We start from the raw sequence: 22,244 nt of genomic DNA on the forward strand, positions 1-22,244 counted from the left end.
GCAGAATAGCGCTAACTTAAATCCTAAAAAGCGAAAAATAGCCACTTGTTGATTTGGGCGGGCATTTCGGAAATTTTACCGTTATTTGTGCAAATGAATTTTCACAATAAAGGGTGGTCTGTCAGACTGAGGTGGAATCTCTGGGGCGGATGGTATAGCCAACACGCATCATAATGCCAGTATCTGCGAGGAGATCATTCCTGGTGGTACAGGCTGTTTTTATTGTTATGTTTTTATATTGGATGGGATTATTGCTCTGTGTTAACTCTGTTGCACTTACTTTCTGCTATCGCTTTGTTGGTATGGGGAACGCATATTGTGCGGACCGGCATTATGCGGGTGTATGGTTCCCGTTTGCGCCGGGTAATCAGCGATAGCGTTGATAAAAAACTGCTGGCCTTTATGGCGGGCATGGGCGTCACGGCATTGGTTCAAAGCAGTAATGCCACTGCATTATTGACCACTTCTTTTGTGTCACAAGGGTTGATCGCACTGGCCCCGGCACTGGTGATTATCTTGGGTGCCGATGTCGGGACCGCGCTGATGGTGCGGGTGCTGACGTTTGATTTGTCCTGGCTTTCTCCGCTGTTGATTTTTCTTGGGGTTATTTTTTTCCTGAGCCGTAAACAAACCCATGCGGGTCAGCTTGGGCGAGTTGCTATCGGATTAGGTTTGATTCTGCTGGCGCTTGAACTCATTGTGCAAGCCGCTACCCCGATTACCCAGACCGCAGGTGTGAAGGTGTTGTTCTCCTCGTTGACCGGGGATGTGATGCTGGATGCATTGGTCGGTGCTGTGTTTGCCGTAATCAGCTACTCCAGCCTGGCTGCGGTGTTGTTAACCGCCACACTTACCGCCAGCCATGTTATTTCGCTGGAAGTAGCGTTGTGTCTGGTGATAGGCGCGAACCTGGGAAGTGGTGTGCTAACGCTGATGAATGCCAGTACACAAAGCCCGGCGGCGCGCCAGGTTGCGTTGGGCAGTATGTTATTTAAGCTGATTGGTTGTCTGCCCGCATTGCCTGCCATCGGTTATCTGGCTGATGCTCTGGCCCGTATCCCACTGGCGAGTGAAGAGCTGGTTATCTATTTTCACCTGTTCTATAACCTGATCCGCTGTGTGTTGTTACTGCCTTTTGCCGGACGAATGGCGCAACTGTGCAGCAATCTGATTACCACTGAACAGGAAATTGATCCCCGTCTTCATCCCCGTCATCTGGATATCAGCGCGTTGGACACACCCGTACTGGCGCTGACAAACGCTGCCCGTGAAACGTTGCGGATTGGCGATGTGATCGAGCAGATGCTCAATATGTATCATGACGTGTTGCAGGGGAACCGTCAGCAGGTACGTGAAATCCGCAAATTGGACGACGACGTGGATGTGCTGTACAACGCCATTAAGCTCTATCTGGCCCAGATTGAGAAAACAGGGTTACATGAGCGGGATTCTCAACGCTGGGCAGAAGTCATTGAAATGGCACTAAATCTGGAGCAGGCTGGCGATATTATCGAACGCATTGTCGGTGATGTCGTCCAAGGGGCAATGGGACGCCAGCGTGCGTTTTCCGCACAAGGGTTGACCGAGTTGAATCATTTGCACGAGCAGTTGGTGACCAACTTGCGTCTTGGGCTGTCGGTATTTTTGTCTGGGGATGTGGCTAGCGCCAGACGGTTACGCCGTGCCAAACACCGTTTTCGTATTCTCAACCGCCGTTATGCCCATGCGCATGTGGATCGACTGCATCAGCAAAACGTACAAAGTCTGGAAACCAGTTCATTGCATCTTGGGTTGTTGGGGGATATGAACCGTCTGAACTCGTTGTTTTGTGCGGTCGCTTATAATGTGCTGACGCTGTCACAGGAAGACGATGAAGAGCGTGAAGTGTAAGCCGCGGGGGATGATCCCCCGCGCTTTCCGTTATATGAGATTGGGTTACTCTGCTTTGGGTGCCCGGTGAGTGGGCAAATTAACGGGCAGCTTCATAGACGCGTTGACTGTCTGACAGCGTAATATCATGGTGTTCGCCCAATGCGGTCATGTTGTGTTCTTTCAGTTTTGCGACCAGTGCCGGAATGGAACTGCCGTCGAGCTGATAGGCAGAGAGATGGGTAGGAACCCCCATTTTCTCGAAGAAATCACGGGTGGCGGCGATAGCGCTGTCGATGCGTTGCTCTTCGCTACCGTCGCGCAGATTCCAGACACGTTCGGCATATTGCAGCAGTTTTTGTCGTTTTTGCGCTTTACGCTCGTTCAACATGGCTGGCAGGACGATAGCCAGCGTTTGGGCGTGATCCAATCCATGCATAGCCGTGATTTCATGACCCAGCATATGTGTTGACCAGTCTTGCGGTACGCCAGCGCCGATCAAACCATTCAGTGCCATAGTAGCGCTCCACATCACGTTGGCGCGAATCGCATAGTTTTTGGGATCTTTCAGTGCGCGCGGGCCTTCTTCGATCAGTGTCAACAGCAGCCCTTCAGCAAAGCGATCCTGCACTTTGGCATCAACCGGATAGGTCAGATATTGCTCAACAGTATGCACAAAAGCATCTACCACACCGTTGGCTATTTGCCGTTCTGGCAGCGTATATGTCGTCACTGGATCGAGGATGGCAAATCGCGGGCAAACCAGCGGATTCATGAAAGCCTGTTTGTCGCCGCTGGATTTTCGGGTGATAACTCCGCCACTATTGGATTCGGAGCCGGTCGCCGGTAAGGTCAGCACGACACCGAGTGGAATGGCGCTTTTAATATGAGCGCCACGGGTTTGCAGAATGTGCCACGGATCTTCTGCCGCGGTATAGTTGGCTGCCGCCGCAATAAACTTGGTGCCATCCGCAACGGAGCCACCGCCAACCGCTAACAGGAAATCGATTTTTTCCTTTTTCACCAGTTCAACGGCTTTCATCAACGTTTCATAGGTTGGATTAGGTTCAATGCCGGAAAATTCCAGCACGTTACGACCATGTAACGCAGTATGTACCTGATCCAACACGCCGTTATGTTTAATACTGCCGCCGCCATAGGTAATCAGGATTCGGGCATCAGCGGGAATTTCATTAGCCAGTCCGGCGATTTGGCCTTCACCGAACAGAATTTTTGTTGGGGTATGAAGCGTAAAATTTTGCATAGGTTATTTATCCAGTTTAAAGCCTTGTTGCAGAATGGCAGGCAGCACATTGATCTTATTTATACATACCTGCTGGTGATGGATATCCGACAATAGCGTTTGGGTATCAATGGTGATGTTGTCAGGTGTCCTATTCTCGGTAACCTATCATTTTCATACAATGCTCATTCCTGTTCTCTTTTTGCCTATTTCTACAAAAAAAGAGAGAAAATGATGATTCCATGACAGTGATATGTCATTTTACTCCCTTCTGCGGGAAGAGATGAGCATATGAGAAACGATAGTACATATAATCGACTGGTCAAACAGGCCATGCAGTTTGTGGGTAAGGGTGGCGCTTGGGTTACGCCATCTCCGGTTCCGCAGGTAAATATTATCTATTCTGATAGTCATCACGGACGTACGCCGGTGATGTATGACCCCAGCATTGTGGTTATTTTTCAGGGACACAAAGTGGGATATCTGGGGAGTAAAGTTTTTCGTTACGATCCGGAAAACTACCTGTTGATGACGGTTCCGTTGCCTTTTGAGTGTGAAACGTTCGCCAGTTTGGAGCAACCGCTGGTGGGGGTGTCTGTCCGGGTGGATATCCAGATTCTGCAGGATTTACTGATCGACATTGGTGATGATGCTTGTGCGGATAAAACCCGGGCTGAGACTTCGGGCGTCAACAGTGTTCGGTTGACGGATGCCATGCTGTGTGCAACAGAACGGTTACTGGATGTGATGACAAATCCACGGGATGCCAGAGTGTTGGGACCCGGTATTGTCAGGGAAATTATTTATCACGCCCTGTGCGGTGCTTGTGGTGATGTATTACAGGCGCTGGTTAATCGTCACACGCATTTCAGCCAGATTGCTAAAGCGCTGCGGCGGATAGAAAATCACTACGCTGATAACCTGAATGTAGAACAATTGGCCATGGAAGTTAACATGAGTGTGTCGGCATTTCACCATAACTTCAAAGCAGTAACCAACACGTCGCCGTTGCAATATCTGAAATCGTACCGGCTGCATAAGGCGCGCCTTATGATGTTGCATGATGGGCTGAAAGCGGGAACGGCCGCTATTCGTGTGGGGTATGAAAGTCCCTCGCAATTCAGCCGTGAATTTAAACGTTACTTTGGAACCACGCCCGGCAATGAAGTATCACGTCTGCGGGCTGGCAACTGGGTGGGAGAAGGTAGCTAGGGAACCACTCGCTATTGTAGATCAGGCAACCGTGCGTTTTTTTCGCCACAGTACGATCAACATCCCCACCAGACCGCTCATCAGCAAAATTAGCGGCATGATGAACAACGCTGACATAACCAGCGCTTCATGGCGTTGTACCAGGGGAATATGGCTCATGGAATAGCCCAGAGAGACGATACCAAATACCCAGAGGAAACCACTGAGCCAGTTGAAGAACTGAAAACGCATCGTGTCTAATCCGGAAAGGCCCGCGATGGTGGGCAGTAATGTGCGGATAAAGGCCAGAAAACGGCCGATCAGCAATGCCATCAAACCATGACGGTCAAAAAGATGGTAGGCACGCTGGTGGTAATGCGCGGGTAACTGCCGTAGCCATTTTTGCATCAGCCGTGTATGACCCAACCAGCGGCCTTGCAGATAACTGAACCAGCAACCCAGGCTCGCGGCTATCGTCAGTAGGATCATTGTCGGGATAAAGTGCATTACACCTTTTGCAATCATGGCACCAGTGAGCAATAACAGACTGTCGCCTGGCAGGAAAGCGGCGGGAAGCAAACCATTTTCCAAAAACAGTGTAGTAAAAAGAATACTGTAAATCACCCAGATAACGTGAGGATTGGCCAACGCGTCGAAATCCTGCTGCCACAGAGCCTGAATAATCTCATGAACTACATTCATATTGCTTCCTGTCTGGTTTGCTGTAACCCCTTAAACAGCGACTGAGCGCTTCTGATTACTGGTGAATCGATACCAGGCCAGAATAGGGGAAAAAGATAAGTTTATAATCATCATTATTGCTTCCATGATACACGCATTACCCCCCGTCCCGCAGCTGAATCAAGGCTGAAGGGATAGAGGCGTCACATTTCCTTAATTCTTATGAAACCTGCGGTCAGATCGTCTATCAGATCGTCACAATCCTCCAATCCAATATGTAAGCGGATGAGTGTACCGCTGAAGTCCACTCCACCGGCTGGCCGAATAGCGGCTAGTTCTTCCGGCTGATTAGCCAGAATCAGTGATTCAAACCCGCCCCAGGAATAAGCCATGCTGAAATGGCTGAAATGGTCAAGGTAGTTCGATAGTTGATCCTGGTTGAGCTTTGATTTTAAAACGAATGAAAACAGTCCATTACAGCCGCTGAAATCACGCACGAAGTTATCGTGACCTTTACAGCCGGGCAGGGCCGGATGATTGACCTGCGCGACTTCTGGACGTTCAGCGAGCCAGTGGGCGATACGAAGGCTGCTTTCCTGATGCTGTTTCAAGCGTAGGGCCAGTGTCCGCAACCCACGGCTGGCCATATAAGCGGTATCGGCGTCTGCCATTTGTCCCAGCAGGTAAGACTGTTCGCGCAGTTGATCCCAGCAGCGGGCATTGGCTACTGCCGTGCCGAGCATCGCGTCAGAATGGCCCACAATGTATTTCGTGCCGGACTGAATGGAAATATCAATACCAAAATCCAGTGCTTTAAACAGTATGCCCGCCGCCCAGGTGTTATCAATCATGATGATAATTTCCGGGTTTATGCGACGAACCGCCGCGACAATGGCGGGAACATCCTGTACTTCCATCGTGATGGACCCAGGAGATTCCAGAAACACTACTTTGGTGTTGGGTTGAATCAATGATGCGATGTCATCACCGATCATGGGATCAAAAAAGGTAGTGCTGATGTTCATTCTGTTCAGCACTTTATTACAAAAATCTTGCGTTGGTTCATAGGCTGATCCGGTAACCAGCAGATGATCCCCGGCAGAAACAAAAGCCAGTATGGCGTTGGCAATCGCCGCAGCGCCACAGGGATAGAGCGCACAACCGGCGCCGCCTTCCAGCTCTGTCATGGCGTCCTGTAAAGCAAAGTGAGTCAGCGTGCCGCGACGACCATAAAACAGTGCGCCTTTGGTGCGGTTGATGGTGGCGTGTTTTTTCTCCTCGACCGTATCAAAGACTAAAGAAGACGCCCGCTGAATGACGGGGTTGACGGAACCATGCGTAAATTTTTTGCTTCGTCCGGCGGCTATCAACGCCGTAGCGGTTTTTTTGCTTGTCATACCTGTTTTCGCCTGTTGCTGAGTAATCTTTGCCGTCCCTGAATTCAGGAGAACCGTGGCGCATATCATTATTGCCAAGTCCTTACGTTATCACGGCTGGCACAGCCTGTGGGGACGCTTTTCCGTTCACTCGTAAAAACGGACACTCTTGCTGTCAGTGTGGTTTGTTGTAGGGACTTCATGCTGTCTGTCCCGCGCGATAAAAACAAAAAAGCCCGTTTTTATCGAAAACGGGCAAGTTAATGCATGCAGTGAGAAGAGGGTTAACCGGTATGGACACCAAACAGGCGAGGCAACCAGAGTGAAATCTCTGGGATATAGGTTACCAACAGCAGTACCGTGAACAGGCCGATATAGAAAGGCATCATGGCTTTGACGACGTTTTCGATCTTCTGTTTGCTGACGGCGCTGGCAACGAATAACACGGATCCTACTGGTGGCGTAATCAGTCCAATGCCGAGGTTTATCATCATGATCATCCCGAAGTGTACCGGATCGATACCGAGTGAAACGGCAACCGGCAGTAACACTGGCGTGAGTATCAGGATCAACGGCGCCATGTCCATCAGTGTCCCCAATACCAACAACATCAGGTTGATACACATCAGGATGACATATTTATTATCGGAAATGGACGTGAAGAAGTGGGTGATGCGGCTTGGTAACTGCATATACGTCATAACCGCGCCAAAGGAAGCCGCAAAACCAATCAGAATCATGACGATAGTGACTGTTTTGACGGTTCGATACATCAGTTTGGGCAATTCGAACCATTTATAGTCTTTATAGATAAACATGGTAACGAAGAATGACCATAGACAGGCAATGGCAGCGGACTCGGTGGCGGTAAAAATACCGGAGAGGATACCGCCCATGATGATCACGACGGTCATCAACCCCCATAATGTATCGAGGAAGATTTTCACCGCTTTACGGAACGGAACTACTTCGCCTTTGGGATAGCCACGTTTGTGGGCGAAGCCGATACAGATCAGCATCATGGTTAAACCGAGCAGGATGCCTGGTAATATCCCGGCGATAAACAGCGAGGCAATGGATACCGTACCGCCTGCGGCAAGCGAATAAATAACCGAGTTATGACTGGGGGGAATCAAAATAGCCTGTACCGAACCGCCCGCCGTCACGGCAGCGGCAAAGTCACGGGGATAACCTTTTCTTTCCATTTCCGGGATCATTACCGAACCGATAGAGGCCGTATCGGCGACAGAAGAACCTGAAATGGCACCAAAGAACGTTGAGGCGACAATATTGACCAGAGACAGGCCACCGCGGATAAAACCGACAAATATATAGGCAAAGTTCACCAACCGGCGGGCGATACCACCTTCCGCCATGATGGCGCCTGCCAGAATAAAAAATGGAATTGCCAGCAGGGAAAACTTATTCACGCCACTGGCGATTTGAATCATGATCGCTTCCAGCGGTAAGTCGATCCAATACGCGCCAACCAGTGCGCTCAAGCCAACGGCATAGGCCACTGGTACCCCGACTGCCAGCAATACCGCCAGCGTCGCAAGCAAGATAAATGCATCCATGGTGACAGGCTCCGTTAGGCGTTGCCAAGCATGACCACAGGACGCTTATCCTGTGAACCAAATAAAATACGTTCAATGACGAACAGCATCGTTATAAATGAACCAATGGGCAGCGGTAGATAGGTTTGTCCGGCAGAGATAATGGGGAACTCGGCAATCTGTTGATCCCATAACTCCAGGCAGAGTAGTGAACCGTAATAGAGAATGAACAGGCAAATTAGCAGCATCAGTATATCTGATAGAAATTTACAGGCTTTTTTAGCGACATCCGGTAACCGGTCAACTAGCATGGAGACAGCAATATGCGAGCAAGCACGATAACTCACTGCTGCACCAACAAAGGTGAACGTGACCATGCAAAGAATAGAAATGGGTTCTGGCCAGGAAATACCGTCATTCATGATATAACGGAAAAAAATACCTACTGGAATAATTAACGTCATAATGAATAATGCTAACCCAGATACCCACATAGCCATCAGGTACAGCACATCCATGGCTGAAATATATATACGGGCCATATTATATTCTCACCTACAGACAGCAAATAATGGGTGGGTAAATTAAAATAACTTACCCACTCGATAGATTATTTCACGTCGGCAACGGCTTTTATCAAACCTTGATATTTTGCACCGAATTGATCGCGTACCGGTTGTGTCGCTTTATAGAATGCTGCGGTATCAATATCGTGGAACTTCACACCACCAGCTTTCATCTTTTCTAGTGATTTTGTATTATAAGCCGCCCACAATACCCGTTGTTCTTGCTGTGCTTCTTTGGCCAGTTTCAGAATAAGTTGCTGATCTTCTTTAGACAATTTATCCCATTTGGGTTTTGAGTAGAGGAATACTTCCGGAATAATGAAATGACGGCTCCAAGTATAATTCTTGGTGACCGGCATATAATTATGGGCAACAAATGTAGGCGGGTTATTTTCTGTGCCGTCGATAACCCCGGTTTGCAGACCACTGAACACTTCACTGACACCCATCGCAATCGAGTTGGCCCCCATGTCCTTCAGGGTTGCCAGTGATACAGGACTGGCCTGGACGCGGATTTTCATCCCTTTCAGATCTTCCGGTTTGGTTACCGGGTCTTTGGTTATCAGGTTACGAGTACCCGCATCCATCCAGCCCAGAAAGACCAGTTTTGATTTAGGACTATTGGTAATTTTATCCCCCACCTCCTGACCTATTTTTCCATCTAATACCTTATGCATATGATCTTCATCACGGAAAATATAGGGCAAGGTAAATACTTCAACGTCCGGCAGAATAGCCGCTACTGGTGTCATGGAAACGCGGATAATATCAATGGCACCCAATTGTGCCTGCTCTATCATCTGCCTTTCATCACCCAACACACCGCTTGGAAAGGTTTTTATTTCTAATCTTCCGTTAGTCGCTGCTTTAAGTTTTTCTCCCATGTGTTGTACCGCAACCACATTTGGATAGCCTTCAGGATGAACATCAGCAGCTTTAATTTGTTGCGCAATAACCGAATGACTCATTAACACCACGGTAGAACTTAAACACAAACTGATTAACGTCTTGGATAACTTCATCAGATTACCTCCAGAGGTGATGGGTAATAGGTATTACTGTAAATAGAATGAGTGCGTTTTTATTTTTTATGTCATACAAAGGTCATAAAATACGGACATGAAAAATGAGGTATGCGATGAGATTTGCCGGGTAAGGCTTAATTTATTGCGATGCATCCTCATTTGTAGATAAGCAAGCTAACCTATTATACAACTTTGAAGAATGACAGGTATCACAAAAGCAAAATATGATGAGAAATGCTGTTTCAAGTGGCGTTAATCTTGGTGTCTTATGATGATTTGTTAATAATTAACTGATTGTTAATGTTTTTATTTGTGTGCCATTAGTTGTTGCTAGTGGATAACTTATCGAACTTTTATCATAAATGGTGTAATAACTTAATAACGATCACAGAATAAAAATCGTTAGATATACGACGTTGCAGAATACACAAAATCCGCTAACGCATGCTTTCATCAAGCGCTACAGCAAGCCAGCGATTCTTGAGCCAGGCGTTATGGTGATAGCGGGTTGTCAGAAAAATGTGTAGATAATAATGAGAACCACTATCAATTAATTCAGGCTTTGGTATTATTTTACGCTGATTTATTGTATGACTGGCATTGGATGATAGGTGGAGGTACAGCGTGTATACGGCTGGCAACAACATGACTCAACCGTTCGCATCAGCCTGGAAAGGCACAGGTCACGCGTTGAGCGCATTTTCTCGTGGTGTAGTGGTTATCCTGCTGATGGCGGGATTGGGTGGCAGTGCGTTTGCCGCCACTCCTTCCATACCGGTAATCAACAAAGATGCCGTGGTGTCTGCGCTGGAACTGCCATCGGGAGCGGATGCTTCAGGCAATCTGATGCAGATGGATCTCTCGGTCTGGGGTATGTATCAGCACGCTGACCTCGTGGTAAAAGTGGTAATGATTGGTCTGATGCTGGCATCGGTCATTACCTGGGCAATCTTTTTTGGTAAAAGTATCGAGCTGATGAAAGCCAAACGTCGTATTCACGATGAATATCTGGCGTTGAAAGAGGCTAGAACAGTGGATGATGCTATGGATACCGCCCGTACTTTCGCACCGGATAGTGTCGCTCTGCGACTGCTGTCGGATGCGCAAAACGAATTGGTCTTGTCAGATCTATCTGATGATAACCACGGGATTAAAGAACGTACGGCATTCCGTCTGGAGCGTTGTGTGGCTGCAACGGGTCGGTATATGGGACGCGGTACCGGATATCTGGCTACGGTTGGGGCGATTGCGCCATTTATCGGTTTATTTGGCACGGTATGGGGGATCATGAACAGCTTTATTGGCATCGCGCATACCCAGACCACCAATCTGGCAGTTGTGGCACCTGGTATTGCAGAAGCGCTGCTGGCAACGGCGCTTGGTCTGGTTGCGGCGATCCCGGCAGTGGTGATCTACAACATATTTGCTCGCTGGATAGCCAGTTATAAGGCGATTGTCGGCGATGTGGCGGCACAAATTCTGCTGTTACAGAGTCGTGACCTGGATATTGCCGATAGCATCGAGAGTAAGATGACGTCATCAGTGCAGAAACGGCGGGCGGGTTAAGCGATGGCCATGCATTTGAACGACGATCAGAATGAAAATGGTGAAATGCATGATATCAACGTGACGCCATTTATTGATGTCATGCTGGTGCTGCTGATCATTTTCATGGTAGCGGCACCGCTGGCTACCGTAGATATTCGTGTCAATTTACCGGCGTCTTCGGCAGCACCACAACCCAGGCCGGCAAAACCAGTTTATTTGACCGTAAAAGCAGATAATCAGCTTTATCTGGGGGATGACCCGGTACCTGAGCAGGCGCTTGCGCAGGTGCTTGATGTTAAAACCCGAGCTGACAAAGACACCACGATTTTTTTCCGGGCGGATAAAAGTGTGGATTATGAAACCATAATGCGAGTTATGAACTCACTGCGCAGCGCGGGTTATCTCAAAATTGGTCTGGTTGGCGTGGAAAAAGCCACCCACTAATGAGGCGTGTTGTCTGAAAGATTTTTGTGCTTGTTATTTAGGCGCTTATCCACGTGAATCAGGATGGCGCCAATGGATATGGGTCGGCACATAAATCCGGCTCTGTTCCAGCGGGCGTTCCTCAATCAGTGTGGTAATCATGTCAAAACTGTTGCGGGCCAGCGTTTCACAATCCTGCGCCACGGTATCAATCTTCAACGGCAGGCAATCAAACAGATAGTGGTCGTCAAAGCTGCATAACCGCAGGTCGCTATCCATCAGATTATGTTGGTTCAGATAACGCAAAACCCCTTCCAGTAGACCGCAGGCAGCCGTAAATAGCGCTTTGGGTGGGCGGCCCAGACTAGCGCATAGTTGGGCGAACATTTCATAGCCGGAACTGGGATGATAGCTACCGTGAATAATCCACTCAGGCTGGCACGCTATACCGGCGCGTTCCAGACCCAGCTTAAAACCCGCCAGACGATCGTGTGTCGGGGATATCCGTGACGGACCACCGATGAAATAGAATTCATCCTGATGCTGTTTGGCCACTTTCGCCACCAGTTCCGCCGTTGATTCGACGGATTCGGTAACCACCAGGGGCAGATCAGAATCACCAATGACACGGTCAAACTGCACCACCGGCAATTGTTGGTTAATTTTGCGATATTCCACGTCGCTGAACATACTGGATGCGACAATCAAACCATCCACCTGACGTTGGAGCAGGTTGTTGACCGCCATCATTTCCTGACCAGCGTTCTCGTCGGTACAGGCAATCAGCAGTTGTAGCCCAGCTTCACGACATAACATTTCCAGCTCGCGTGAAATGACCGCAAAACCATAGTTGGTCATTTCTGGCACGACCAATCCCAGCGTGTTGCTGCGGTTTGAACGTAGTGAACGAGCATGAATACTTGGTTGATAACGTTGTTGGTGCGCCAGGGCAATAATGCGATCGCGGGTTTCATCCGACACGCGAAATTCTTTACTGCGGCCATTAAGTACCAGACTGGCTGTCGATTTTGAGACGCCCGCCAGTTTGGCAATATCACTGATTGTTACGCGCTTAGTTTGTTTCACCGCAATATCTGTGTTGGAAAAGAAGAAGGCATCATTCTATCACGCATGGCGCTAACAACCAGTGCTGGAGCGTCAACCTACCGGGACCGCTAAATGTAACGGTGGCGTCGCGGGTGGGAAAATAGCGAGCGGACATCACGGCTTCACCGTGGTTGATAAAGATCTCTATGCTGGAGCGATCACAGAGGATCTGTAAATGACTCAGGTTGCCGTGCCAATAACGGTGCTCTGGTTCGCCGCTGCGCAGATTACGGCGGTTGAGGGTCAGTCGTTCTCCGTCCCAACACAGCACCATCAAGTCAGTAAAGTTGAGCTGAAACTCTCCCTGCGAGTCTAGCATCAGCTCGGCACTACTGGCGGGTAGTACCGGTGCGTAATTTGCTACACCTTGCCAGATGTGTTGCTGGTTACGCAGAATTTGCAGCTCCCGGGCGGGCTGCTGAAACAGCCGCCCTTCATGCAATGTCAGTTCCCGTGGGCAGGTCATGGTATGGATCCAGCCGTGGGAAAGTGTGGGTTGATGGAACTCATTCTGATCGGGGATACCCATCCAACCAAACAGCAGACGACGCCCATCGTGACTGAGCGTGGTCTGGGGCGCGTAAAACTCAAAGCCGTTATCTAGCTCGTGGAACTCCTGATGCGGGAAATCACCAGTTTCATAATCCAGTTTGCCGATGAAATATCCCGACTGAAAGGTATTCAGGTAGCGTTCTTCTTCCGCGACAAGCCCTTGTGGACAGCAAACCAGTACATCGTGTTGATCGATAGTGAAAAGGTCCGGGCATTCCCACATATAACCAAAGTTGTCCAGGCCGCCCAGACCGGAACCGGCAATTTCACCCAGAGAGTGCCAGATATGCAGATCGTCAGAGCGATAAAGGAGCACTTTTCCCTGTAAATCTTTACTTTGCGCCCCAAGCACCATGTACCAATCGTTATTGTGGCGCCAGACTTTTGGGTCACGGACATGCCCGGTATAGCCTTCCGGCAGTGTTAACACCGGGCCGAGTTTATCAAACTCGCCATCGGTATTTTCTCGCGCCAGACACTGGTAGGCAGTACGTGATCCATCCTCATATTTGACATTACCGGTGTAGATCAGCACCAGAGCATCGTTCTCCACCACGGCGGAACCGGAGTAACAACCGTGGCTTTCATAGCTTTCCCCTGGCACCAACGCCACGGGTTCGTGACGCCAATGAACCAGGTCAGTAGAACTCCAGTGTCCCCAGCACTTGGCACCATGAGCACAAGCGAAAGGATTCCACTGATAAAACAGATGATAACGCCCTTTGTGCTGTACAAATCCATTTGGATCATTGAGCAATCCGACGCTTGGTGACAAGTGCCAGTATGGACGGTATGGGTCGTATGTCTGGCGGGATTGGCCTGACATCAGAGCATGAACTATCTGTTTTAATAAGTGGATTTCCTTCATTATATTATTCGCTATCCGTTTTATATTTCAGCAGTAATGAAACGGTAAACGCTACCCCGAATGCTATCAGCATGCCAATCAGATAGTTCAGAATTGATCCCGTCTGAACTATAGCCAATCCGGGGATGCCGGTTAAGCCGACGGCGGTCATGTTCACATGGTTGGCAACCACCCAGGCGCCGCCAAGCGCGCCGCCTACCAGGGCGGCCAAAAATGGTTTTACAAAACGCAAGTTGATACCAAAGATTGCTGCTTCTGTAATCCCTAGTATGGCCGAGAAGGCCGACGGCAGTGCAATAGCCTTGATTTTGACATTGCGGGTTTTGAAATAAACGGCCAGACAGGCACCGCCTTGCGCCACGTTGGACATCGCCCAGATGGGCAGCAAAAAGTTCACGCCGATATTGGGGTTTCCCAGTAATCCCGCCTCAATGGCATGGAAGCTGTGATGAACACCTGTAATGACAATAACGGAGTAAAGGCCACCAAACAACAGACCGGCCAGCCATCCTGCATGGGTGATTAGCGTGCTTAACACCATTGAAATGCCGTCACCCAACGCCCGGCCCGCCGGACCGATTAACAGCATGGCGACAAAGCCGGAGATAATCACGGTCAGGAAGGGGGTGACAATGATATCCAGCGTATTGGGAACTACCTTTCGCAGCCGTTTTTCAACCAGACTCATAAACCAGACTGCCAGCAGTACCGGGAACACCGTCCCTTGATAGCCGATCATGGCGATATCCATGCCAAACAGTGACATGGTTTTGAAACCGCCAGCGACACCCCAGGCGTTGGTCAATGCCGGATGGGTCAAAATACCGCCCAGTGTAGCACCGAGGTAGGGATTACCACCAAATTCCCGCGCAGCGGTAAAGCCGATTAAAATAGGCAGAATGATGAACGCAGCGGAGCTAAACATATCCAGCATAATGAAGATAGCACTGTTGGCATCTGCCCAGCCGTAGGTTTTGATCATGCCCAACAGTCCCATCAGCAGGCCAGAAGCAACAATAGCCGGGATGATCGGTACAAAAATATTGGAAAGCAGGCGAGCGAGGCGTTGAAACGGATTAAGTTTCTGTGCCGCCAGTGTTGCCGCTTCTGTGGTAGTGGACTCGTTGACATCCGCCACCTTGATGAATTCGGCATAGACTTTATTCACCAGCCCGGAGCCGAAAATAATCTGTATTTGTCCGGCATTTTGGAAACAGCCTTTAACCCCTTCGACTTTCTCAATGGCGGCTTTGTCTGCCAGATTGTCATCCTTAAGAACCAGACGCAGACGTGTGGCACAGTGTGCGGCGCTGGCAATGTTTTCCTTTCCACCCAGCAGGGGGATAAGGGAAGCCGCAATGGCTTTAATATCCATGGTATTCCTCTTTATCAATCAGGGACGTATTAGTAACGATATTGGTGAGCTGCTGAGCGCCGACCAGCATCCGGTTAATCATCAGAACCAGGTTTCCATCTGGACACCGAAGTTCCATTCACCGCCTGCCGTAAAGCCCGTCGAACCGAAGGCGTCACTGGTGGAGTAATTATCCAGACGTTTATCCCAGTTCATATAGGTTGCGAATAAACGCAATTCTGGGCGACTGAAGAAATTAGCAATATCGCCGACTTTGAACGTTGGTGCGAATGTCAGCTTATAAAATCCACCACTTACATGATTGCGCGATAAATATCCCTGAGGATTAAGGTCCATATATTGATAGCTGCCTTCATAAGCCAGCGCGAAGTTTTCTGTGATTTCCTGAATAAAGCGCGCGTTGAAGGTGGCCCATTGATAGTTATCGCCTTTGACATAACGATCTTTACTGGTTTGTGCCAGAATTGAGGGTGCGAAGCTCCAGGTTTTGTTCAGTGCTGTGGTGCCATAGGTCGCTAGTCGCCAGGTATCTGCATCCTGCGTCAGGTTACCGTCCGAACCGATATTTTTCACTTCTGCCCCCAGCCCGTGTCCATATAGCACGGCAGTTTTGGATGTTCCGTCACGCATCCCATAGAAGCTGTCGCCATGCCAGGCCAGCATCGTGTGATAACCCTTGTCACCCGCGTTAACGTTTGTCACCGATGTGCTCAGGTCCACGTCGCTGGTTTCGCGACGGTTATTATTTTTGGCGCTCAAGCCGCTTAGCATAAACTGGAATGGCCCGATCCTGTTGTTACTGGTTAACACATAGTTATGGATTTCGTTATCCAGTGAGGTGATGTCCCCCAGGCTGCGTCCATAAATTGAAACGCTGGTTTTCCAGCCGTCCACGGGTTGTATGTCATAGATACCGCCCCCCGTCCCTGCCAGGAAAACGATATCGGAATCAAGCCAATGGATATCAAAGTTATCACGGTCAAAACGTTTACCAGCCCATAATGTGGTGCCCTTGAACGCACCAGTGAAGGTCGGCAGGGAACCCAGTTCCACAAACGCTTCGCGTACGTTCAGATCGCTGGAAGACGCGGTCCAGTCGTTATAGCTGCGCTGACCATCAGCCATCATCACCTTAAAGCGCGTGGTGGCGCCATTGTCCAGCTTGGTTTTGTGCTCCAGTTTCATTTCAAGATAAGTGTCATCTTCATTACCCAAACGGCCGACATAACCACCGGTGCTTCCGGCGGGTGTCATGCTGGGCCCCATGTCGGCATTGGAACTGGTGGTTGAATCATTAATGGACAACCCGGAACGGGCATAACCATGAAATTCAAATCCGTCGGCAAAATTGCTTTTGCTGGCTAGCGTTTCAGTACGCTGGGTTATTTGTCTGGCGGTCTGCTCTACCTGTTCAGTGCGGGCAGTCAGCGTCTGGGCCTCTTTTTCCGCGGCATCGGCTCTGGCTTCAGCCTGTTGTGCGCGTTGTTCCGCTTGTTGCAGACGTTGTTCCAGTGCGTTCAATCGGGCTTCAATGCTGTCAGCGCTGGCGGCTGATACATATGGGGCAGAGAAGATTAGCCCTAGTGTTATGGCGAGGTAGCGTGGCTTCATCATTATGGTGTTCTCTTTTTAATTGAAACTATATTGTTTTGCTAAATTGCTAAACCGGTTATGCAAAGCGAAAATAAAGGTTGGGCCAGTGAATTGGCAAGCGAATTTACCAGCCATATCTGTTAACTGTGATCCTGACTGCAAAACAGGTGATAGCCGTTGCAGCACTAGCAACGGCTGGATTGATCAGTGAATTAGGGGAGAAGGTTTGGTTAACTGATGAGCAAAGGGTAACGCCGTCATGGCACCTTTGGCGGTGGTTGCCAATGCACCGCAGTTTTGTGCCTGATCGATAATATTTTGCCAGGATGGCAGGAGGTCGAGTGTTTCATATTCCGCCAAACCGTGCAGTAGACCGGCGACAAAAGCGTCTCCGGCACCCGTCGTGTCGACAGGTGTCACCATCGGGGCGTGATAGTGTTGCAAGTGCTGTCGATCCCGCAGCCACACTCCGTATCCGCCTAATGTTACCAGTAGTAATTTCAGCGGATAGCGCGCCATTAATTGCTCAGTTCCTCTGCTGATATCCGTGGTACCGCTGAGTAACTGAAACTCCTCTTGTGACAGTTTCACTACATCCGCTAATGCCATGGCCTGGTCGAGGCAATCCAGCAGTTCCTGGCGGCTGCTCCACATATCTTCTCGGATGTTGGGATCAAAGCTGACCCAGCCGGCTGCGGCTTTGATGTATTTCATCGCCTGAAACGCCGTACTGCGGGACGGCTCCTGAGAGAGCGCGATGGAACATAGGTGTAACCATTCTCCGCGCTGAAAGTCCGGTAAATCTTCCGGCTGTAGGAACAAATCCGCGCTGGGACGCACCATAAAGGTAAATGATCGCTCTCCCTGTTTGTCCAGGCTGACCACTACCGTTGATGTGCGATGCTGGCTGTCCAATATCATGTTTTTGACATCAACTTTCTCTTTAATCAATGTATTACGTAAGAAGTGACCAAAAACATCTTTACCGACTCGGCCGATAAACCCACTTTGTCCACCTAGTCTGGCAACCCCTACGGCTACGTTGGCGGGGGCACCACCCGGACATCTCAGATAGCGGTCTTTATCTTCTGGAATGAGATCGACAACAGCGTCTCCCATTACCCATATTTTATGTGACATAAGAACACTCTTTACAGGAGTAATTAGACTGTTTGCTAACATAGAAGAATCGGTTTAGCTAATCAACACATTCATATCCGGAGTGAGGGTACCTGCCACTACATACCTGCCAGGAATCTGTCAGCAGGTGGTGTGACCGATTCAATAAAAATTGTTTTTGTCCGATAACCTGAAATCAATGCCTGATAAAGTAAGGGCGATGACTTTATTATCTAATAACCGCAGTTAAAGGAGAAAAAGACATGGATGGTTGCCTGCCGCAGTTTACTTTGCCGTTGTCTCCCATTTTGGTCCTGATATCGCGACTACCGCAGGAATGTTGCCGTGCGTAAATATCATTTTTTGTGGGTTATCTGGGTGATGTGGGCCGGTGGCGTTGTTTTCTGGCTGACGGATGCACGTCTTGCGTTATCGGCCATGGCACTGCGCTATGGAACCCTGATTGGTCTGAGTCTGATTTTAATCACCCTGATCGCTGTTTTATTTGGAAGTAAAAGGAGTAACCATATGTTTTCATTTGATAAAAGTAAAAAATCCGCTGAAACGCTGCAAGACACTCAAGCGGTAAATGATGCTGAGAAGTCCGTGCCAGTGCTACCGGAAACGGCGCTGGTCGTCAGCCCGGTACGGGTGAAAAAAGACACCTTTATTTCTCAGGGTATACAGCTTGTCGGTCGGGTTGAAGGAAACTGCAACATCACTATTGAAGGCAATATTGAAGGTGACGTGCAGTGTGAACACGTGATTAAAGTTGAGCTCGGCGGCAGTGTAAAAGGTGAACTGAGAGCGGAGCAGATTATTGTCAATGGTCTGGTCGAAGGTCGGTTGTATGCCAGCGTCATTAATGTTTTGTCTGCCGGTAATGTACGGGGCGAAGTTTATGTTGATGAATTTACTATTGAGAAAGGGGGCGTATTTATCGGTCAGTCTAATTTGTTGACGCAGGATAAGGAAAAATCAGATTTAAAGAAAAAAGTTGTAAACAACGCGCTAAATGATAATGATGAAAATAATGTCACCGTGCTGGCTAAACCAGTTAAATAAATTATTCATATAACGAATCACCTGGATGATCATCAGGAATATAATTAACCTGATAATAAATGTCTGGGCTTTTTTGTTGGCCTTATTAAATATCAATATCGGCTATACCTATGGATAATGTGAGTGTCGGGAAGGCAGTAACGGAGCGGGTCCTCAGGCGCTTACTCAGGTAAGTGCCTGGGCAAGGAAAGCCAACGCATTTGCCACTTAACGGATGACGGTATATATCCGTAAATTATGGCGGTGTTCTCTGTTGCTGTAGTTCTATTCTAAAAATAAGCGATGATGACGGAAAATAATAAAAATGGGTCCGTTCCCCTCTATTACCTTTATTGGGGGAAAGCGAACCGCTCTTCTGAGCATAATACCGATGATGAATATCATCTGCTGCCTTATCACTGTTTGGATGTGGCAGCTTGTGGGTATTGGCTGGTGAAGCAGAATCGCTTTCAGGCGCAGGATATTATGCAGTCGCTTGGGTTAACCGGGGACGCGGCCGCGTTGTGGCTGGCCTGGTTTCTGGCCTGGCATGATATCGGTAAATTTGCCAGAGGCTTCCAGCAACTCTATTCCTGTCCTGATTCACCGCTAGTCAAACCTGCCGGTAAGGCTTATCTGGAACGCCACGATTCGCTGGGTTTCTGGTTGTGGAATGAGGTGCTTTATGATCGCTGGCAGACTGATCCCACCTGGTTGCCACATGCCACGGTGCCTGAAAAAATGGAGAGATCAATTGAGATATGGATGCGATTGGTGTGCGGACATCATGGTAAACCGCCGCTGCATAAGGAAAGTCTGAGTCCGGCGTTTCATGCTGATGATTATCAAGCCGCGCAGGATTATCTGACTGAACTGCACAGCGTTTTTCCCTCCTTAACCGAGTTCCCCTCACAATTTGCCGATAAAAACTGGCGACAACAGTTGATTCAACACAGTTGGTCGCTGGCGGGTATCGTGGTGCTGGCGGACTGGCTGGGTTCTCATCAGGACGACTTCCCCTATCGGGCACAACCGATATCGTTGGTGGAGTATTGGCATCAGCACGCGTTACCTCAGGCCAAAATCGCGGTGTGCCGCTTGCCATCAGTACCCGTTGTGAAACCGTTTCAAGGCATTAGCGGGCTGTTCCCATTTATTCAGCAGCCCACGCCATTGCAACAACAGGCGCTGGCGGTGGATATCACCACACCCGGCCCGCAGTTGTTTATTCTGGAAGATGTGACCGGCGCGGGCAAAACTGAAGCGGCGATGATTCTGGCTCACCGCCTGATGAGCCAGCAAAAAGGGCAGGGGATTTATGTCGGGTTGCCGACGATGGCCACCGCCAATGCGATGTACCAGCGTTTGTCGCGGGCTTACCGGGCACTGTACGTGGAGGAACATCAACCTTCACTGATGCTGGCACACGGCGCACGCGAGATGGTAACCGCGTTCCGTCAGTCATTATGGTCCGAAGATAACCGCGGACAGGCACAGTATGACCAGGATGAATCCAGCGCCAGTGCAGCCTGCAACAATTGGTTCGCTGACTCACGTAAAAAGGCGCTGTTGGCGGATGTCGGAGTTGGAACGCTTGATCAGGCGTTGATGGCGGTGATGCCTTACCGACATCAATCACTCCGATTGCTGGGGTTGTGCAACAAAATTCTGCTTCTGGATGAAGTTCACGCCTATGACGCCTATATGAGCAAGATTCTGGAAAACCTGCTGGCGTTTCATGCCCGACAGGGCGGCAGTGCGGTTATTCTCACCGCCACGTTATCTTCCTCCCAACGTGAACGGTTGTTGCAGGCTTTTCATCAAGGGATGAACGCGCCAGCGATACCACTTCATCCTGCGGAGGACGCCGGATACCCGTGGTTTACCCACCTGACACAACAACATTTGACCGAGTTGTCGCTGGCGACCCGTCCGGAAGTACAACGCTCGGTACAAATCCACTGGCTAACGCAACGGGAGCAAGGGATCGACATTATTCGTCAGGCGCTGGACGCCGGACAGTGTGTCTGCTGGATCCGCAATACCGTGGATGATGCGATAGCGGTGTATCAGCAATTACGTCAAAGCACGTGGTTGCCGCAAGAAAATTTACTGTTGTTTCATAGTCGTTTTGCATTTTGTGATCGCCTGGAGATTGAGCAACAGGCGTTGGCATGGTTTGGCAAATCCGACCAGGCGCCGCAACGGCGCGGCAAGGTACTGATCGCCACACAGGTAGTAGAACAGTCGTTGGATATCGACGTGGACGTGATGATAAGCGATCTGGCGCCGGTGGATTTACTGATTCAACGTGCCGGACGGTTACAGCGCCATATCCGTGCGCTAGATGGCCGTTGTAAAACCAACCTGGACGCTGAACCGCTGCACGATGAACGTCCGGCTGCCACCCTGCATGTTCTGGCACCGGAATGGCAACCCGAGGCGGAGGCTTCCTGGCTGGGCAGCGAGTTACGCCACAGTGGTTTTGTCTATCCCGACCATGCGGTGCTGTGGCGGACACAGGCGGTGTTACGTGATAGCGGCGCTATTCGTATGCCGGAAGATGCCCGCATGCTGATTGAAAGCGTCTATGAAGAGCAGATCCCCGCGCCTGCCGCATTGCAGGATATCGCCAATCAGGTGCTGGGTAACACCTACAGCCAGCGTTCTGTGGCGAAACAGTCGTCACTCACTATGGCGCAAGGGTATTCCATTACCTCCAGTGATCGCGGGTGGGGAGAAGAGGTCGATATCTTTACCCGGCTGGGTGCGGCTTCCATCGACGTTTATCTGGCCTGGCAGCCAGCCACTGACAATGAACTTCCGCAACCTTATGCCGGAACCGGTGAATTCGGCTGGGATAAAAGTCGTTTATCGGTGCGGGAAAGCTGGTGGCAGAAGCATGAAAAAGCACTGCCGGTATTGCGGGACGAACGGTTGGAACGGTTTCGCCAATGTTTGCACCGCCCGACGGCGCAGGTATTGCTGCTGACGCCGGGCGAGACACCTGCGTTTTACCGTCAGGAAACGGGGCTGACCGCCCCGGAATAGTGATGAGAAAACGATAAATCAAATGAAGTGTCCTCACGGACGAGGTGTAACTGAGGA

The 22,244-nt window shown here is 49.7% G+C and carries 17 protein-coding genes; 6 read left to right on the forward strand and 11 right to left on the reverse strand.

The window, feature by feature from the left end:
* The first annotated feature begins 258 nt into the window (after nt 1-258).
* Nucleotides 259-1,890: a Na/Pi cotransporter family protein gene (locus tag CWC46_RS04970; RefSeq protein WP_021013309.1), complete on the forward strand. Its 1,632-nt coding sequence runs from the start codon at nt 259-261 to the stop codon at nt 1,888-1,890.
* Nucleotides 1,891-1,969: 79 nt separating this feature from the next.
* On the opposite strand, the gene yqhD is transcribed toward CWC46_RS04970, so the two are convergent.
* Entirely contained in the window at nt 1,970-3,133 is a 1,164-nt protein-coding gene (gene yqhD / locus CWC46_RS04975) for an alcohol dehydrogenase (protein ID WP_021013308.1), read from the reverse strand.
* A gap of 312 nt (nt 3,134-3,445) precedes the next feature.
* Between yqhD and CWC46_RS04980 the strand changes: the two genes are divergently transcribed.
* Nucleotides 3,446-4,324, forward strand: coding sequence for an AraC family transcriptional regulator (locus CWC46_RS04980; protein ID WP_237160218.1), 879 nt, complete (start codon nt 3,446-3,448; stop codon nt 4,322-4,324).
* A gap of 21 nt (nt 4,325-4,345) precedes the next feature.
* Here the strand turns inward: CWC46_RS04980 and CWC46_RS04985 are convergent, their stop codons facing one another.
* The 5 genes from CWC46_RS04985 to CWC46_RS05005 all read right to left on the reverse strand — a co-directional run bounded on the left by CWC46_RS04985 (nt 4,346) and on the right by CWC46_RS05005 (nt 9,504).
* Nucleotides 4,346-5,005, reverse strand: coding sequence for a DedA family protein (locus tag CWC46_RS04985; protein WP_021013306.1), 660 nt, complete (start codon nt 5,003-5,005; stop codon nt 4,346-4,348).
* A gap of 182 nt (nt 5,006-5,187) precedes the next feature.
* Nucleotides 5,188-6,381: a cystathionine beta-lyase gene (metC, locus tag CWC46_RS04990; RefSeq protein WP_037380358.1), complete on the reverse strand. Its 1,194-nt coding sequence runs from the start codon at nt 6,379-6,381 to the stop codon at nt 5,188-5,190.
* Nucleotides 6,382-6,644: 263 nt separating this feature from the next.
* The gene (locus CWC46_RS04995; RefSeq protein ID WP_021013304.1) at nt 6,645-7,937 is read right to left on the reverse strand and encodes a TRAP transporter large permease; all 1,293 of its coding nucleotides are present in this window, start codon (nt 7,935-7,937) and stop codon (nt 6,645-6,647) included.
* 14 nt (nt 7,938-7,951) lie between these two features.
* Nucleotides 7,952-8,458 carry a TRAP transporter small permease gene (locus tag CWC46_RS05000; protein WP_021013303.1) on the reverse strand — a complete coding sequence of 169 codons (507 nt, stop codon included), beginning with the start codon at nt 8,456-8,458 and terminating at the stop codon, nt 7,952-7,954.
* 68 nt (nt 8,459-8,526) lie between these two features.
* Nucleotides 8,527-9,504 (reverse strand): TRAP transporter substrate-binding protein, encoded by a 978-nt coding sequence (locus tag CWC46_RS05005; RefSeq protein WP_021013302.1) that lies wholly within the window; start codon nt 9,502-9,504, stop codon nt 8,527-8,529.
* A gap of 627 nt (nt 9,505-10,131) precedes the next feature.
* Here CWC46_RS05005 and exbB point away from each other — a divergent pair.
* Nucleotides 10,132-11,073 (forward strand): tol-pal system-associated acyl-CoA thioesterase, encoded by a 942-nt coding sequence (gene exbB, locus CWC46_RS05010; RefSeq protein WP_021013301.1) that lies wholly within the window; start codon nt 10,132-10,134, stop codon nt 11,071-11,073.
* Nucleotides 11,074-11,076: 3 nt separating this feature from the next.
* Nucleotides 11,077-11,499: a TonB system transport protein ExbD gene (gene exbD, locus CWC46_RS05015; RefSeq protein ID WP_021013300.1), complete on the forward strand. Its 423-nt coding sequence runs from the start codon at nt 11,077-11,079 to the stop codon at nt 11,497-11,499.
* 45 nt (nt 11,500-11,544) lie between these two features.
* On the opposite strand, the gene CWC46_RS05020 is transcribed toward exbD, so the two are convergent.
* From CWC46_RS05020 to CWC46_RS05040, 5 genes are all read right to left on the reverse strand, one after another.
* Nucleotides 11,545-12,564: a substrate-binding domain-containing protein gene (locus tag CWC46_RS05020; protein ID WP_021013299.1), complete on the reverse strand. Its 1,020-nt coding sequence runs from the start codon at nt 12,562-12,564 to the stop codon at nt 11,545-11,547.
* A 31-nt stretch (nt 12,565-12,595) separates the two neighbouring features.
* Nucleotides 12,596-14,005, reverse strand: coding sequence for a sucrose-6-phosphate hydrolase (locus tag CWC46_RS05025; protein ID WP_021013298.1), 1,410 nt, complete (start codon nt 14,003-14,005; stop codon nt 12,596-12,598).
* Nucleotides 14,006-14,009: 4 nt separating this feature from the next.
* The gene (locus CWC46_RS05030) at nt 14,010-15,380 is read right to left on the reverse strand and encodes a sucrose-specific PTS transporter subunit IIBC (RefSeq protein WP_021013297.1); all 1,371 of its coding nucleotides are present in this window, start codon (nt 15,378-15,380) and stop codon (nt 14,010-14,012) included.
* An 81-nt stretch (nt 15,381-15,461) separates the two neighbouring features.
* Nucleotides 15,462-16,991, reverse strand: a complete 1,530-nt coding sequence (locus CWC46_RS05035) for a carbohydrate porin (RefSeq protein WP_037380353.1) — start codon at nt 16,989-16,991, stop codon at nt 15,462-15,464.
* A gap of 186 nt (nt 16,992-17,177) precedes the next feature.
* Entirely contained in the window at nt 17,178-18,113 is a 936-nt protein-coding gene (locus CWC46_RS05040; protein ID WP_021013294.1) for an aminoimidazole riboside kinase, read from the reverse strand.
* 324 nt (nt 18,114-18,437) lie between these two features.
* Between CWC46_RS05040 and CWC46_RS05045 the strand changes: the two genes are divergently transcribed.
* Together CWC46_RS05045 and CWC46_RS05050 are read left to right on the forward strand one after the other, a co-directional pair.
* The gene (locus CWC46_RS05045; RefSeq protein ID WP_021013293.1) at nt 18,438-19,157 is read left to right on the forward strand and encodes a bactofilin family protein; all 720 of its coding nucleotides are present in this window, start codon (nt 18,438-18,440) and stop codon (nt 19,155-19,157) included.
* Between the two features lie 282 nt (nt 19,158-19,439).
* Nucleotides 19,440-22,187, forward strand: coding sequence for a CRISPR-associated helicase/endonuclease Cas3 (locus CWC46_RS05050; RefSeq protein ID WP_021013292.1), 2,748 nt, complete (start codon nt 19,440-19,442; stop codon nt 22,185-22,187).
* Nucleotides 22,188-22,244 lie beyond the last annotated feature (57 nt).

It is taken from the genome of Prodigiosinella confusarubida (genome assembly GCF_002847015.1).
Classification (GTDB): domain Bacteria; phylum Pseudomonadota; class Gammaproteobacteria; order Enterobacterales; family Enterobacteriaceae; genus Prodigiosinella; species Prodigiosinella aquatilis.